Origin of the sequence: Flavobacterium succinicans LMG 10402 (assembly GCF_000611675.1) — a bacterium.
Taxonomy (GTDB): Bacteria; Bacteroidota; Bacteroidia; order Flavobacteriales; family Flavobacteriaceae; genus Flavobacterium; species Flavobacterium succinicans.
This window is the reverse complement of record NZ_JATV01000002.1, coordinates 209,644-225,182: the sequence shown is the minus strand read 5'-3', so window position 1 is coordinate 225,182 and position 15,539 is coordinate 209,644. Positions and strand designations below refer to the sequence as shown.

The window sequence follows — 15,539 nt, the reverse complement described above, 5'->3', positions numbered from 1 at the left end:
TTTGTGAACTTTGCGGTTGAATAGAATTAAATGCTTTTCTCTAAAATAGAATATACCAGTTCTTTTGTCGGTTTTTGATCTTTTAGTTTTTCTCTAACCCTTTCAAAAGTAACTTTAAAATCACAACCCAATTTATAATCGCTACAACCGTAAGCCGTTTTTCCTTTTAGCACTGTTCCTTTTTTGCATTTTGGGCAAGTTAAAGTATCAAGTGTCTTTTTTAATTCGGTTTTCTTTGGTTCTAATTTGAGTTTGAAATTTTCTTCAAAACGGATTAAACCCTCAACTGATCCTGCATCGGTTTTAAAGTCTTTTAAATTTACAGTTGATCCTTTTTGAAGCAAGCGCAAATATTGACTTTCAGAAATCTTTTTACCTTCAAAAACATAGGGAAGTACAAAATCGCAACCCGATTTATATTCACTACAACCATAAGCCGATTTTCCTTTAATCAAATTTCCTTTTTGACATTTAGGACATAAGGCTGCCAAAATTCCTGCCGCTTTCTTTTTCACTACAACAGTTTCGATTTTTGGAACATTTGCGGCGTGCGAAATATTGGCACGTCTGGTTTCGCTTCTCACTTCATAGACTAAATTATCCACCATTTGCTTCATATTTTTTATGAAAGCCGAAGCCGTATAGGTGCCCTTTTCAATGTCGCGCAATTGCTTTTCCCAAGTTCCTGTGAGCTCTGCTGATTTTATCAATTCATTCTGAATGGTATCAATCAATTGCACTCCTGTTGGTGTGGGCAAAACTTGTTTTTTATTGCGGACTATGTATTTTCGTCTAAAGAGCGTTTCGATAATATTCGCGCGAGTAGAAGGACGACCAATACCATTTTCTTTCATTAATTCTCGTAAATCCTCGTCGTCTACTTGTTTGCCTGCGGTTTCCATAGCTCTCAACAGTGTAGCCTCGGTAAACTGATTGGGCGCTTTGGTTTCCTTTTCTAAAAAGGAGGGTTGGTGTGGTCCTTTTTCGCCAACCACAAAATTCGGAAGGAGGTCTGCTTCTTTTTCTTTGGCATTTGTACTGAGCGGAGTCGAAGTATCAAAAACAACACGAAATCCTTTCTTTAAGATTTCCTTCCCAGTAGTTTTGAAATGTACCTCGGCTGCTTTACCAATTACGGTAGTGTTAGCCACCAAACAATCGTCATAAAACACAGCGATAAAACGCTTTACAATGCTATCATATACTTGCTGCTGATTGAATTGTAAATGGCTCTGCACGCCAGTAGGAATGATGGCGTGGTGGTCGGTCACTTTTTTATCGTTAAATACCTTGGGCGATTTTTTTATCTTTTTTGCCAACAGCGGTTCAGTCAGTGCAGCATATTGCGTTAAGTTTTGCAAAATAGCGGGTACTTTTGGATAAATGTCGTTGGGCAAGAAAGTAGTATCAACTCTAGGGTAAGTAACTACTTTTTGTTCGTATAAAGTCTGAACAATTTTAAGAGTTTCCTCCGCCGAAAAGCCAAATTTGGTATTGCAATACACCTGTAATCCCGTTAAATCAAAAAGTTTTGGAGCATATTCATTGCCTTTCTTTTTATCGATACTAATAATTTCGAAATCACTTTCTTTAACTTTGTTGGCCAAAACCGCTCCCTCGTCTTTATTCAAAAACCGCCCTTCTTCATAACTAAAAAGCGTTTCTCTGTACAAGGTTTGCAATTCCCAATAGGGCTGAGGTTTAAAATTTTCAATCGCTTTGAAGCGTTCTACAACCATCGCCAGTGTAGGAGTTTGCACCCGTCCAATTGACAATACTTGTTGGTAACCACCGTGTTTTACGGTGTACAAACGCGTGGCATTCATCCCCAACAACCAGTCACCAATGGCTCTAGAGAAACCCGCATAAAACAAATTATCATATTGTGACGCTGGTTTTAGGTTTTGAAAACCTTCTTTAATAGCCTCTGCGGTTAGAGACGAAATCCATAAACGTTGTACTTCGCCTTTGTACTTCGCTTCGTTCATTACCCAACGCTGAATGAGTTCTCCTTCTTGTCCAGCATCACCACAATTAATCACAACTGTAGCTTTGTCAAACAAACTTTTGATGATGTTGAATTGCTTTTGAATTCCCGAATTCTGCACCAATTTAGTTTCAAATTTTTCTGGAAGCATCGGTAAGTTATTCAAATCCCAACTCTTCCAGTGAGGCCAATAATCGTTTGGTTCTTTTAAGGTACACAAATGCCCAAACGTATACGTTACCGCATAACCATTACCTTCAAAATACCCGTCGTGCTTGGTATTCGCGCCCAATATGGTGGCAATTTCTCGAGCAACACTGGGTTTTTCGGCAATACAAACCTTCATTTTTTCTTTATTAATTTTGAAGGCGCAAATTAGGAATTTAGAAATTGAGAAACCATCAAAACAGGCAGGAGTTATGAACGAATCTTTTGGTTGTACTTAGGAGCAGCAACAATAGTTTACCCTCACGAATCCTCCTGCTGTCCGTTATATCTTTCCTGCCGAACCCCGGCAGCAAAGGATGCCACTCCCATCAGGGCTGGACAAGAACGTCTCCTTTTCATAACATAAAAAACAGATTTTTTTTTGTAATAAAGCCTACATGATAGCGAACTGACGAAGTAAATCCCCGCTTTCGGGTTATGTTTATGTGTTGTTTAGTTGTTAAATACTTAAAAAAAACAAATAGTTTGCAAATTGAAAACTTTTGAATACATTTGTTAAATGAAAATCCTTGTAAAGAAAACCGTTTTATTTTACACCGAAAAATATCCCATTTCCAAAATGCCATTATTGATTTGGTACAATGAATTTTCCAAACAAGATTTTCAAAATTTCAATGAGCTCAAAAGAGTTTATGGAAATGCGAGTGTAGTCAATAACGAAAGGGTTGTTTTCAATATAAAAGGGAATGATTTTAGATTAGTGGTTTCGATTAATTTTCTTCAGACCGCTTGTTATGTAATTTGGTTTGGAACGCACAAAGAATACGATAAAATAAATGTTGCAACTGTTGCTTTTGACACAGCAATTTTGAACTATAAAAAGCAATAAAGATGAACTGGAAAGTACTAAAAACCGAGGAAGATTATACAAAAGCATCCATACGATTGATGGAGCTATTTCACGCGAAACCAAATACAGCAGAAGGTGACGAACTCGATTTGCTACTGGTTTTGGTCAAAGATTATGATGAAAAACACCATCAATTACCCGAATTGGATGCATTGGAAGTAATTAAATATAAAATGGAAGAAATGGGAATCAAAGCCAAAGATCTCGAGTCCATCATTGGAAGCAAAGGACACGTTTCAGCCATTCTTTCTGGAAAGCGTGAAATTACCTTGAAAATGGCGCAAAAGCTTAAAATTTTTTTTAGCCTTCCAGCCGAAGTTTTTTTGCATAAAGCTTGAAAATTGATAGGTTTCAATAGCGTTACGGCTATTGGTAACGAGTTTTTATAAATAAAAAAAAGCTGCAGGAATTGTCTCTGGTAGCTTTTTGCTTTTTATGCTTGAAGTTGTAGACAAGGATTGCTCCCAAGCGATAGCGAACTGACGAAGTAAATCCCCGCTATCGGGTGCAAAGTCAGAGACATTCGCGCAGCACACGCAAGAAATTTATTCATAAATTAAGAACAGTTCGGGTACTATTAGTCGTAATGATGTCTACATTTGACAATTTGAATTTCATCATCAATAAACCTGTAGATTAATCTATGTTCATCATCAATTCTTCTTGACCAAAATCCTGCATACTTGTGCTTCAATGCTTCGGGCTTTCCTATTCCTTCAAAAGGATTTCTAGAAATATCTTTGAGTAGGTCATTTATTTTTTTAACTTTCTTCTTGTCTATTTTTTGCCAGTATAAATAATCTTCCCAAGATTCATCAACAAAAACATATTTCATTTTAATCCTCAATTAAGTCTTTAGAAAATGACTTACCACTTTTAAATTTATCAATTGCAGCATCTAACCTACTTTCATTAGTTCTGTTTGATAATTCATGATTTGTTGCAATCAGTGAATTGTATTCTTCAAGTGAAATAACAACAATCCCTGAATCTTTTCCACGATTTATAATTAGAGTTTCAAAGTTTAATGCTACTCTATCAAAGTAAGATTTAATATCTTTTCTGAAATCTGAAATATTTGCTACCAACATAATTATTGTAATTTGTACAAATGTATGTACAATATTTGATTTTACACAATATTTGTCAAATTATTGCCGCCAACGTAAGTCTGTGAAAAAACTTCGTTTATTGATTTAGAAAAAACGTAGTCAAAAATGTTTAGGGGTTTGGCACGTAAATCATTCTAAAGCTATTCCCTTAAAAAGTCAGGAGACTTTTATCATATTTACGGTTTACAACACGATGTAAAACGGCCCGAAGTCAGAGACGTTCGCGCAGCACACGCAAGAAATTTATTTATACACAAGAACACTTGGGACAGCGGATGGTAGGCATGGATTGCAAATCCGCGCTATCGGGTTTGTCTTGTTTTGTTTCAAACTACAAGAGATAAATATAAGCAACAATAAATAAAATGTTTTTTTCATAATTATTAAGGTTTACTTTTTCTAATCATTTTTATTTTATAAGGATTTAAGGCATTATCAATTGCATAATTCGTCATTGAATAGCTTTGGCAAGTCTCCAAATACAAAACCAATTTTAAATTAAGCCTAAAAACCAAATTGCTTGTAGCGTGTGTTAGGAGCAGTTTATATTGTGAACTCAAAATCGTGAGGAATTGTCTTTTCATTAAATTCAATTTCTTTGTCGATGCTTGTTAGGGATTTATTTATTTTTAGTTTACAAATAAATCTTTTGTCATCTTCGATTTCCAATGATTCTACTTGGATTATCTGACTAAATAATTTGTAATCAATTTTGGCATTTGTTTTTAGTCCTTCTATTTCTGTTATATCTCCTTTTGAAATTGCTCTTTGTACGGTTTGAATCCATTCAACAACTTGATATTTTAGATGCTTACTTAAATTAACTTTTATTTGAGGAACAGAAGCTTTCAATATAGGAATAAGCTCGTGATAATTTTCTTCAAGTTCAATATTGTCATTACTTGTTAGAATATATTCTCTTTCTGTGTGGAAAGATGAATTTTTATCTTTGTCTGAGAAATTTAAATAATCAAGAGAAGTTTGGGTATAATAATTTTCTATTTCTCCTTTTGGGAAAATAAAAATGTTAGCTGACTTTAATGCCTCTAATAATTGATAAAAACGAGGTATTATAAAATTAATTTTTGCTTTTTGTTGTTCAGAAACAACAAAAATAATTTTCTCTTTAAATTTTAGTAATCCGATTAGCAGTGCAGTAATAACTGTGTGTCTTTTATCCGATATTTGAGATATAGGTTTTAGAAAATCAATCAAGTGGATTATGTCATTATCTGTCGAATTTTTAGCTATTAAATCATCTGCAATTTCTTTTAATTTTCGTTCTAAGTCTCCAATAAGATTTGCTAAATCTGTACCTAATCCTTCATTTTGAACATAAGTTTTGCATTCTAAGCTTTCTTGTGCAATCTCCCTTAATTTTCCTTTGAATAAAGCATCTAAGTCAGCAATTATTCTCGCTTTTATTTGAAGTTTATTACAAAGCCTAAAAAATACTGCTAATTCATCTTTTCCACCTACATCAATTATGCTAGAACCAGAAGCACTAATGTTGTAATTTAATTTGTCAAACAATAAAGTTATTATTTGTTGGTCTGTATATCCTTCAACAAATACGGGGTTTGTAGAAAAGAAAAATTGCTTGTGATGCGTATTAAATCTTGGCAAAAACTTTTTTAAGATATATTCATCTTGTTCTTCTAGTGCTTCCACAAAATTCGGTGGTTGATTGTAGTGGCATACAAGTATACTTTTTAGATCATCAATAGTTCGTAAATCTAGAAAATATGGAGAATGAGTTATAATAAAGAAAAGTTTTTTACTTGGGTCACTTTTGGGGTCGCCAGCAAACTTTCTAATCTCGCTTAAAAAAAATGATTGAAACTGTGGATGAAGATGTAACTCGGGTTCATCAAGAACTAGACAATTTTTACTTTCATCATATAAGAAAGTTAAAAGAGTCACTAACTCTTTTAGTCCGTGGCATTCACTTTCTTTTAATCCGTATTCAGCTCCTCCAATATTATTCTGAATTTTAGGCTTTAGAAAACCGCCTTCTTCAACTAAACGTATTGTTTTATTGAAAATATCAGATAATAAAGCTTCAATTTTTATTCTAACATCTAAACGTTCCTTTAAAATTACAAATGCGGAAGCGGATAGCCCATAATTTTCTCCTTGTTTTTTTAAGTCATCAGTTTTGGATAAATCAAATCCTTTTGTTAATGGTAAGCCTAATCCATTTGAAGTAAAACTAGAATAAGCTTGCTTTTCTAATCCACTTAGTCTTTCAGCATTTAAAAGTCTTGTTTTGTAGCCATTAGTATCTAATTGTTTTTTTAGTTGATCAGCAAATAAGGATTTTCCTGTACCATTTGGTCCGACAATTAAATTGATTTCTCCCCATTCATTTTTTGAAAAAGTTTTTGTTGTCCATAGTTCAGTAAGGTTAATCGTAATTGGAATGCTTATCATTTAGTTTTATGTTAAATTGCTGTTAAATTGCCTACAGGTCTGACAAAATCATTCTAAGCAATCCAATTTTGCGTAGATAGGTATGATAAGTCTCATAGCGCATTAGCTTTTCAAATATATACAATTTTCATTACAAAATTTATTGTCTTTGTTTTGTTTTTGAAGTTTGGGATAAAAAACACACACCCCCAGCCCCTCTCAAGAGGGGAGTTATGACTGCAAGGATTTGGGTTTTCCATATTAATAGTACTTTGGGTTTCGTTATGGATAGTTTTCCATCAACATAACTTCTAATCTCTAACTTCTTATTTCTAATTTCTAACGTTTCTAGCCCTGATGGGAGCGGCATCCTGTGGCTCTGGGGTTCAGAGCCACAGATATAGCGGAGAGCAGGATTAAGCTCCTAAAAAAATCTGAAAAGGGGTTTCTGTAAATTGCTTTCTTTTTTGTATTTTTGCCGTCCAAAATATAAGGACAAGAATATGTTAGATAGACTTCAATATGTAAAACAGCGTTTCGACGAGATTTCGGATTTGATTATTCAGCCCGATGTTATCGCGGATCAAAAACGTTATGTACTGCTTAATCAGGAATACAAGAGCATTAAAGCCTTGGTTGAAAAAAGAGAAGAATACATTATTGTCTTAGCCAATATTGATGAGGCTAACGAAATTATTGCTGATGGTAGTGATGCCGATATGGTGGAAATGGCCAAAATGCAATTGGATGAAGCAAAAGAGCGTTTACCACAATTGGAAGACGAAATCAAATTTATGTTGATTCCGAAAGACCCTGAAGACGCGAAAAACGTGATGGTGGAGATTCGTGCGGGTACGGGTGGTGATGAAGCGAGTATTTTTGCAGGAGATTTGTTCCGTATGTACACTAAATATTGTGAAAGTCAAGGTTGGAGAACCTCAGTGGTGGATATGAACGAGGGAACTTCGGGTGGTTTCAAAGAGGTGATTTTTGAGGTTACAGGAGAGGATGTGTACGGAACTTTGAAGTTTGAAGCGGGTGTTCACCGTGTGCAACGTGTACCACAAACAGAAACACAAGGACGTGTGCATACTTCGGCAGCCACAGTTATGGTGCTTCCAGAAGCAGAGGAATTTGATGTACAAATTGATATGAACGATGTTCGTGTGGACTTTTTCTGTTCGTCAGGACCTGGTGGACAGTCGGTAAATACGACCAAATCTGCCGTTCGTTTGACGCACATTCCAACTGGTTTGGTGGCGCAATGTCAGGATCAAAAATCACAACATAAGAATAAAGACAAAGCGTTGAACGTATTGCGTTCTCGTTTGTACGAAATGGAATTGGCCAAAAAACAAGCCGAAGATGCTTCAAAACGTACGTCGCAAGTGAGTTCAGGTGACCGTTCTGCTAAAATTCGTACTTATAATTACGCTCAAGGTCGTGTAACCGATCACCGAATTGGTTTGACCTTATATGATTTGGGTAACATTATGAACGGTGATATTCAGAAAATTGTAGCCGAATTACAATTGGTGAACAATATGGAAAAACTCAAAGAAGCTAGCGAGGTTTTTTAATAAAGAGCTGCTCAAAAAAAAGATTAACATTTACTTAATTTCATTTAAGTAAATGTTTTTTTTGTGCCTATTATATTTAGATAATCTAAATCTTATTAAATATTACATAATTTAAATTTTAATCAATTCAAAACCAATTCAATGAAAAAAAAATTACTTTTTTTTATCTTATTGTTAGCTGTATCGTCTGCTAATGCGCAATCTTATGTAGGATATTCTTCGGATAATTATACTGGAATTCATGGAGTGCTTTTTAACCCAGCTTCCATAGTGGATTCACGTTTCAAAACGGATATTAATTTGTTTTCCATTAGTACTGCTGTAGGAAATGATTTGTATGGGGTGAAAATCACCGATATCTACAAAGAAAATTATGATTTTGACCGTCAATCAAAATTTACTCCTTCATTCAAAAACAATGCGGTTATCAATGTTGACTTTTTAGGGCCTTCGTTTATGTTTAACATTGCGCCAAAGCATGCTATTGCTGTTTTTACTAGAGTTAGATCCTTTACCAATGTAGTCAATGCAAATGGTAATTTGATTAATGAAGTTAAGGAAGGGCTTGACTCTTCGAATGATTTTGCTTATTCTGTTGGGAGTTTAAACACTGTTTCAAATACTTGGGGAGAAGTTGGTTTGTCTTACGCAGGTGTCATTTTGAATAAAAGACAAAACTTCTTGAAAGGTGGTTTTACGATTAAATATTTACAAGGTGGTGTAAACGGTTACGCCAATACTAAAGATTTATCAGCTGCTTTTGTTAAAAATTCGACCAATCCAGATTTAAGTGTTTTGGCCACAAACGGTTTAGTAACTATTGGGGGTAGTCAGGATTTTGAAAACAATTCGGAGGTAGAATTCGATACCAACTCAAGTGGTTTAGGATTTGATTTAGGATTTCAATATGAATGGAGACCTAATTATGATCAATATGACGTAAGTAAAGCTAAAGCTGTAGATAATAAATTCAAGACGTTGAACAAATATAAATTACGTTTTGGTTTTTCTATTACAGATATTGGATCCATAAATTATTCGAAAGCGAAACAAGATACGTACAATGTTACGGGGGCAGTTACTCAAAAGATGATCGATGATATTGGGGATGTGTATGAGTTTTTAAATGCTAATTATACTAAAGTTTCTTCTACAACGGGAATCAAAACCAATTTGCCAACTGCTTTACATGCAAATGTTGATTGGCATATTCATAACAAATTCTATTTGAACTTGAATAGTGATATTAGTTTGGTGAATAAAACGGCTGTGAATACAAACAGTATTGCAAATGCGGTGGTTTTAACGCCTCGTTTCGAGACTAGATGGTTTACCTATGCTATTCCAGTTAGTTATATGCAATACACAGGGACACAAGTAGGATCTTCTTTGAGATTTGGACCTCTTTTTGTAGGTTCTAGTTCTGTTTTGACCAATTTAGTTTCTAGTAATTCAAAAGGGTTGGATTTTTATTTAGGTTTTAAATATCCTGTATTTCAAAAGAAATTTAAAGATAGAGACGGAGATGATGTTTTAGATAAATTGGATAAGTGTCCAAAAGTTGCGGGACCAATTGAAAACAAAGGCTGTCCATGGCCTGATACCGACGGAGATTTAGTAGTAGATAAAGATGATAAATGTCCAACCGAAGTGGGTCCTGTAGAAAACAACGGTTGTCCATGGGGTGATGCGGATAAGGATACGCTTTTGGATAATGTTGATGCTTGTCCAACAGTAGCAGGACCAGTTGAAAATAAAGGATGTCCTTGGCCTGATACCGATGGTGATTCAGTTCTTGATAAAGACGACAAATGTCCAAACGAAGCAGGATTAGTCGAAAATGCAGGATGCCCAATTTACGATGCGGATAAAGATGGAATAAATGACAAAGAGGATGAATGCCCTACTGTGGCTGGACCAGCAAGTAATAAAGGTTGTCCAGAAGTTACCAAAGAGGTATTGAAAGAACTAAAAGTTCAGGCAAGAGCAGTGTTTTTTGTGACCGGAAAAGCGGTGTTACAAAATACAGATAATGGCGCTACCGACGGACGTTTGGATGCTATCAAAGAAATCATTAAAAATTATCCAAATGCAAAATTCTCTATTGAAGGGCATACGGATAATGTAGGTAATCCAAAATCCAATCAGAAACTTTCTGAGGCAAGAGCCAAAGTGGTGATGGATGCTTTGGTAGCCAAAGGAGTAAATCCAGCAAATTTAACTTATGTAGGTTATGGTGCGACTAAACCTGTTGCCAGTAACAAAACAGCAAAAGGTAGAGCCGAAAATAGAAGAACCGAAGTGATTCACGTAGGAACTATCTACGAAGGAAAATTATAATTTTTGTAATTCTAAATAAAAAGCCATTCTTAATTGAATGGCTTTTTTTATTTTTGCACCACTTCTCAAAAAGTACCATTGTTCTTCAATTAACGCGCTTAAAATAAAATAGAAATGACAACATCACAACTACTAGAACAAATCAAAATCAAAAAATCATTTCTATGCGTAGGCTTAGATGTTGACTTGAATAAAATTCCACCACATTTATTAGCAACAGAAGATCCAATCTTCGAATTCAATAAAGCCATTATTGATGCGACTCACGATTTATGTGTGGCCTACAAACCCAATACGGCTTTTTTTGAAGCGTATGGCATAAAAGGTTGGCAGTCGTTGCAAAGAACCATTGAATACATCAATGCGAATTATCCTGAACTCTTTACGATTGCGGATGCAAAACGTGGCGATATTGGGAATACGTCTTCAATGTATGCCAAAGCCTTTTTTGAGGATTTGAATTTTGATAGTGTCACGGTGGCACCGTATATGGGAAAAGATTCGGTAGAGCCATTTTTAGCTTTCGAAAACAAACACACCATAATGTTGGCCTTGACGTCTAACGAAGGCGCTTTTGATTTTCAAACCTTATCGGTAAATGGTATAGAATTGTACAAACAGGTTTTAGAAACCTCAAAATCGTGGAAAAACAGTCATAACTTGATGTATGTGGTTGGCGCGACCAAAGCTGAATACTTTACTGAAATTCGTAAAATTGTACCTGATAGCTTCTTGTTGGTTCCTGGTGTTGGCGCACAAGGCGGCAGTCTGTCTGAGGTTTGCAAATACGGATTGAATAGTCAAGTTGGTTTGTTAATCAACTCGTCTCGTGCTATTATTTATGCTTCGAATAAAGAAGATTTTGCCGAAGTTGCAAGAGCAGAAGCTTTGAAAATGCAACAGGAAATGGAGGAGATTCTTAGGTTAAATGTTTAAAGTTTAAGGTTTAAAAGTTTAAAGGTTTAATATTGTTTGTTTAAACCTTTGCGTGCTTTGCGGTTATTTTTTTAAACATATAAGGCATATATGGTCATTGAAGTTTTTTCTTTGCGACCCTTGCGTAAATCTTTGCGTCCTTTGCGGTTAAATTTTTCAAACCATTTAAGGCATTTAAGGTCATTTAAGTTTTTTTGTGAACCTTGTGTAAGTCTATGTGCTCTTTGTGGTTAAGTTTATCAAACCATTTTAAGGCATTTAAGGTCATTGAAGTTTTTTTGCGACCCTTGCGTAAACCTTTGCGACCTTTGCGGTTAAGTTTTTTAAACCATTTAAGGCATTTAAGGTCATTGAAGTTTTTTCTTTGTGAACCTTGTGTAAGTCTTTGTGCTCTTTGGGGTTAAGTTTTTTACCACGAAGAAACACTAAGAACTCACGAAGCAGCACAAAGCTATTATTTTAAACTTTGCGGCCCTTGCATAAATCCTTGCGTCCTTTGCGGTTAAATTCAATCAGTATGAAACAACTAACAGATCAAATCGGTACTTCTCATTTTTTGGAATCTACACCTCGTCGAATTGTATCGTTGGTTCCCTCACAAACGGAGTTGTTGTTTGATTTAGGATTGGAAGACCAAATCGTTGGAATCACCAAGTTTTGTGTGCATCCAAAACAATTGCTTACAACCAAGAAAATAGTTGGCGGTACTAAACAAGTTCATTTTGATAAAATAAAAGCCTTACAACCTGATATCATTATCTGTAACAAAGAAGAAAACACGCTGGAAATGGTGCAAGAACTTTCAGCAATTGCGCTAGTTTGGGTGACGAATGTGGTTACGATTGCAGATAATTTTCAAATGATTACGGATTTTGGATTGCTTTTCGATACAACTGCTGAAGCCAAAATTTTGAATGAAAGTATTCATTTGGAGTTGGCTGATTTTACAACTTTTATAGCAACTATTCCTACTCAAAACGCAGTCTATTTTATTTGGAAAAAGCCTTATATGATAGCAGGTTCAGGTACTTTTATCAACGAGTTGTTACAATTGAATCGATTTGATAATTTTTTTGGAACACAATCCCGTTATCCCGAAATAGCTGTTGATGCGTCAACTCGATATGATGCTGTTGATTTGGTGTTGCTTTCTTCGGAACCTTATCCTTTTAAGAATGAAGATGTAGCCGAATTCACTTCATTTTTCCCTAATGCCAAAATACGTTTAGTCGATGGTGAATATTTTTCTTGGCACGGCAGTCGATTGTTGAAGGCGATCTCTTATTTTAAACTATTTCATCAAACGATCTTAACGGAGTAAGAATTCTTGGCGTAAACCTTATGTTTTACCGAGTTTTGCAGTGTTTATTAGCGTTATGCATCGTGATGGGTTTTGTGTTTTATGGTGTATTGTGATGTTGGGATTGGTTTATGAAAATATTATTCTATTTTTACCAAAAAAAGATATATGCTTAACTACACGCTATACAAGAACGATACAACTACGCAATGGGTAACTTTTGTTCATGGAGCGGGAGGTAGTTCTTCGATATGGTTTAAGCAAATTCGAGATTTTCAAAAGCATTACAATGTTTTACTTTTGGATTTACGTGGTCATGGGGAATCTAAACCCACACTTAAAGCGGCTTTTAAACAGAAATATACTTTTTCGGCTTTGGCGAATGATATCGTGGAGGTTTTGGAGCATTTAAAAATTGAACGTTCTCATTTTGTAGGCATTTCATTAGGAACGATTTTGATCCGTCAGTTGGCCGAAATGTATCCTGAAAAAGTACAAAGTATGATTTTGGGTGGTGCCATTTTGAAAATGAATTTCCGCTCACAAATTTTGATGCGTTTGGGTAATGCTTTTAAGTATGTATTGCCTTATTTGGTCTTGTATCGTTTTTTTGCCTTTGTCATTATGCCTAAAAAAAGTCATAAACAATCTCGTATTATGTTTATCAACGAGGCGAAAAAATTATACCAAAAAGAGTTTATAAAATGGTTTAAATTGACTGCCGAAATCAATCCAGTTTTGAAATGGTTCAGACAAGTTGAACTAAATATTCCAACACTTTACGTTATGGGAGAAGAAGATTATATGTTTTTGCCTTCTGTTCGAAAAGTTGTCGAAAATCACTATCGCTCTTCAAAGCTTTTTGTGATAGAAAAATGTGGTCACGTGGTGAATGTTGAGCAACCTGTAGTATTCAACTCGGCAGTCCTATCTTTTTTAACTTCAGCGCAATAAAAAATGCCGACATCCAAGGACGTCGACATTTTTATAACTAACCAAAACCAAATAATAAATAACCAGTTTATTACTCTGCAAAGGTCGACATAAAGTCGAGGTGATGTTGTTAATTTTTTGTTATTACTTTGTTGTCAATAAGTTAACCTTTAAAACGGGTTTTTTTTTAAGGTATTTTTTCTTATTATAAAATGTTAATCTTGTAATGAAAACACCTTTATTAATAGAGGTGAAGTCCTTGATTTTAAGTTAGTTCTGATGTTTTTTTCCTCTACAGCAATCATTTTGAATACTCCTTCTAAGGTTTTGTTGGTAACATAGTCATTTAAGTCAGGATTCACTTTTGAAACCAAGGGAACCGTATTGTATTTTTGAACGATTCCATTCCAAATTTTATCGGCACCAACCTTTCCGATGGATTGTTGTACTACAGGAAGGAATTTAGCATATAATTCTTTGTTGGTAGATTGCTGTAAATAGGTTGTTGCTGCATTTTCATTGCCCATCAAAATGGTTTTGGCATCTGCAATTTTGATGTTTTTTATAGCAGCTACAAATACGGGAGTTGCTTCTTTTACGGCATCTTCAGCGGCTCTATTTAGGGCTTTAATTCCGTCATCTGCAAGCGAACCCATTCCTAGTTTACGTAATGTTTTGTCGACTTTGGTTAACTCTTCTGGCATTACGATTTTGACCAATTCATTTTTGTAGAAACCGTCTACTTGCGTCAATTTCGATACCTGTTCGGTGATTCCTTTGTTTAAAGCTTCTTTTAGTCCAGCAGCAATATCTACAGTTCCTTTTTTGTTTAAAAGGCCAGTTGCCGTTTCGGATGATTGTTTTAGAATATTTTTGAGTTGAGCATTACTAATAACAGGGAATAAAATAAGTAGGAATAAAAATTTCTTCATTAGGATTTTTTGGGGTTTTTTAATTGAAAAGGCTACAAAAATACTACAGTTTTGTTGTTATACACCATAGTTTTTCGTTCTGCATGCAATTTAATGGCTCTTGCCAAAACCATTCGTTCTAAATCACGTCCTTTCATAATAAAATCTTCTATAGAGTGGCTGTGGGTTACACGAGCAATATCTTGTTCGATGATTGGGCCTTCGTCCAAACCTTCGGTTACATAATGACTAGTAGCGCCAATGATTTTTACGCCGCGTTTAAATGCTGAATGATAAGGTTTAGCCCCAGGAAAAGCGGGTAAGAAAGAATGATGGATATTGATAATGTTGTTTTGGTACTTTTCAATCAGTTTAGGGGTAATGATTTGCATATAGCGCGCCAATACAATGAAGTCGATATTGTATTGAGCTAATAATTCTAATTGTCCTTTTTCGCCTATTGCTTTAATTTCTTTGGTGAAAGGAACGCAATAAAAAGGAATAGCAAATTGTTCGGCTACTTTTCTTAAATCTTCGTGATTGCTAATGATTACAGGGATTTCAAGTGGTAATTCACCAGCACTATAACGTCCCAAAATATCGTATAAGCAATGATCGTATTTAGAAACAAATAGAGCCATTCTCGGTTTTTGCTGTTGCGGATAAATTTTCCAATCCATATCAAATGGAAGGGCTAGATTGGTTTCAAAATCAGCTTTTATGGCGTCGATAGGCCATTTTTCCGACTCTAATTCACATTCCAATCGCATAAAAAAAACATTTTCATCGGCATCCACGTGTTGGTCCAAATAAATAATGTTTCCTTCTATCGAGGCGATATAGTTGGTAACTGAGGCTATAATTGACTTTTGATCTTTACAATGTATGAGGATGGTAATTTTTTGCATTTTTTCTTTTAATTGTGCTTTATTGCTAGGTTTTAAAATGTT

At 35.0% G+C, this 15,539-nt stretch carries 13 protein-coding genes; 7 read left to right on the top strand and 6 right to left on the bottom strand.

Features of this window, described 5'->3' with window-relative positions:
• Positions 1–26: 26 nt before the first annotated feature.
• Entirely contained in the window at positions 27–2,333 is a 2,307-nt protein-coding gene (locus tag AO58_RS0102510; RefSeq protein ID WP_024980194.1) for a DNA topoisomerase 3, read from the bottom strand.
• Between the two features lie 381 nt (positions 2,334–2,714).
• On the opposite strand from AO58_RS0102510, the gene AO58_RS0102505 reads away from it, so the two are divergent.
• Together AO58_RS0102505 and AO58_RS0102500 are read left to right on the top strand one after the other, a co-directional pair.
• A complete protein-coding gene (locus AO58_RS0102505) occupies positions 2,715–3,044 on the top strand; it encodes a type II toxin-antitoxin system HigB family toxin (RefSeq protein WP_024980193.1) in 330 nt (109 codons plus the stop codon).
• A gap of 2 nt (positions 3,045–3,046) precedes the next feature.
• On the top strand, positions 3,047–3,403 hold the full coding sequence (locus AO58_RS0102500) for a helix-turn-helix domain-containing protein (protein ID WP_024980192.1): 357 nt from the start codon (positions 3,047–3,049) through the stop codon (positions 3,401–3,403).
• Between the two features lie 239 nt (positions 3,404–3,642).
• Here AO58_RS0102500 and AO58_RS0102495 read toward each other — a convergent pair whose 3' ends face one another.
• The 3 genes from AO58_RS0102495 to AO58_RS0102485 form a co-directional block, all read right to left on the bottom strand.
• Positions 3,643–3,900 (bottom strand): Txe/YoeB family addiction module toxin, encoded by a 258-nt coding sequence (locus tag AO58_RS0102495; RefSeq protein WP_024980191.1) that lies wholly within the window; start codon positions 3,898–3,900, stop codon positions 3,643–3,645.
• Position 3,901: 1 nt separating this feature from the next.
• Positions 3,902–4,156, bottom strand: coding sequence for a type II toxin-antitoxin system Phd/YefM family antitoxin (locus tag AO58_RS0102490; protein WP_024980190.1), 255 nt, complete (start codon positions 4,154–4,156; stop codon positions 3,902–3,904).
• 564 nt (positions 4,157–4,720) lie between these two features.
• Positions 4,721–6,610 carry an ATP-dependent nuclease gene (locus AO58_RS0102485; RefSeq protein WP_024980189.1) on the bottom strand — a complete coding sequence of 630 codons (1,890 nt, stop codon included), beginning with the start codon at positions 6,608–6,610 and terminating at the stop codon, positions 4,721–4,723.
• Between the two features lie 482 nt (positions 6,611–7,092).
• Here AO58_RS0102485 and prfA point away from each other — a divergent pair, with 482 nt between their 5' ends.
• The 5 genes from prfA to AO58_RS0102450 all read left to right on the top strand — a co-directional run bounded on the left by prfA (position 7,093) and on the right by AO58_RS0102450 (position 13,699).
• The gene (gene prfA / locus AO58_RS0102475; RefSeq protein ID WP_024980187.1) at positions 7,093–8,169 is read left to right on the top strand and encodes a peptide chain release factor 1; all 1,077 of its coding nucleotides are present in this window, start codon (positions 7,093–7,095) and stop codon (positions 8,167–8,169) included.
• A gap of 141 nt (positions 8,170–8,310) precedes the next feature.
• The gene (locus AO58_RS0102470) at positions 8,311–10,509 is read left to right on the top strand and encodes a DUF5723 family protein (protein ID WP_024980186.1); all 2,199 of its coding nucleotides are present in this window, start codon (positions 8,311–8,313) and stop codon (positions 10,507–10,509) included.
• 114 nt (positions 10,510–10,623) lie between these two features.
• On the top strand, positions 10,624–11,445 hold the full coding sequence (gene pyrF / locus AO58_RS0102465) for an orotidine-5'-phosphate decarboxylase (protein WP_024980185.1): 822 nt from the start codon (positions 10,624–10,626) through the stop codon (positions 11,443–11,445).
• A 517-nt stretch (positions 11,446–11,962) separates the two neighbouring features.
• Positions 11,963–12,766 (top strand): ABC transporter substrate-binding protein, encoded by an 804-nt coding sequence (locus AO58_RS0102455; RefSeq protein WP_024980184.1) that lies wholly within the window; start codon positions 11,963–11,965, stop codon positions 12,764–12,766.
• 147 nt (positions 12,767–12,913) lie between these two features.
• Positions 12,914–13,699 carry an alpha/beta fold hydrolase gene (locus tag AO58_RS0102450; RefSeq protein WP_024980183.1) on the top strand — a complete coding sequence of 262 codons (786 nt, stop codon included), beginning with the start codon at positions 12,914–12,916 and terminating at the stop codon, positions 13,697–13,699.
• A 194-nt stretch (positions 13,700–13,893) separates the two neighbouring features.
• Here AO58_RS0102450 and AO58_RS0102445 read toward each other — a convergent pair whose 3' ends face one another.
• Together AO58_RS0102445 and purU are read right to left on the bottom strand one after the other, a co-directional pair.
• A complete protein-coding gene (locus AO58_RS0102445; RefSeq protein WP_024980182.1) occupies positions 13,894–14,610 on the bottom strand; it encodes a DUF4197 domain-containing protein in 717 nt (238 codons plus the stop codon).
• Positions 14,611–14,642: 32 nt separating this feature from the next.
• A complete protein-coding gene (gene purU, locus AO58_RS0102440) occupies positions 14,643–15,497 on the bottom strand; it encodes a formyltetrahydrofolate deformylase (RefSeq protein ID WP_024980181.1) in 855 nt (284 codons plus the stop codon).
• Positions 15,498–15,539 lie beyond the last annotated feature (42 nt).

Excerpts from the sequence above, each read along its gene's own strand:
- AO58_RS0102510 (WP_024980194.1), bottom strand. The coding sequence starts at position 2,333 with ATGAAGGTTTGTATTGCCGAAAAACCCAGTGTTGCTCGAGAAATTGCC.
- AO58_RS0102505 (WP_024980193.1), top strand. The coding sequence starts at position 2,715 with ATGAAAATCCTTGTAAAGAAAACCGTTTTATTTTACACCGAAAAATAT.
- AO58_RS0102500 (WP_024980192.1), top strand. The coding sequence starts at position 3,047 with ATGAACTGGAAAGTACTAAAAACCGAGGAAGATTATACAAAAGCATCC.
- AO58_RS0102495 (WP_024980191.1), bottom strand. The coding sequence starts at position 3,900 with ATGAAATATGTTTTTGTTGATGAATCTTGGGAAGATTATTTATACTGG.
- AO58_RS0102490 (WP_024980190.1), bottom strand. The coding sequence starts at position 4,156 with ATGTTGGTAGCAAATATTTCAGATTTCAGAAAAGATATTAAATCTTAC.
- AO58_RS0102485 (WP_024980189.1), bottom strand. The coding sequence starts at position 6,610 with ATGATAAGCATTCCAATTACGATTAACCTTACTGAACTATGGACAACA.
- prfA (WP_024980187.1), top strand. The coding sequence starts at position 7,093 with ATGTTAGATAGACTTCAATATGTAAAACAGCGTTTCGACGAGATTTCG.
- AO58_RS0102470 (WP_024980186.1), top strand. The coding sequence starts at position 8,311 with ATGAAAAAAAAATTACTTTTTTTTATCTTATTGTTAGCTGTATCGTCT.
- pyrF (WP_024980185.1), top strand. The coding sequence starts at position 10,624 with ATGACAACATCACAACTACTAGAACAAATCAAAATCAAAAAATCATTT.
- AO58_RS0102455 (WP_024980184.1), top strand. The coding sequence starts at position 11,963 with ATGAAACAACTAACAGATCAAATCGGTACTTCTCATTTTTTGGAATCT.
- AO58_RS0102450 (WP_024980183.1), top strand. The coding sequence starts at position 12,914 with ATGCTTAACTACACGCTATACAAGAACGATACAACTACGCAATGGGTA.
- AO58_RS0102445 (WP_024980182.1), bottom strand. The coding sequence starts at position 14,610 with ATGAAGAAATTTTTATTCCTACTTATTTTATTCCCTGTTATTAGTAAT.
- purU (WP_024980181.1), bottom strand. The coding sequence starts at position 15,497 with ATGCAAAAAATTACCATCCTCATACATTGTAAAGATCAAAAGTCAATT.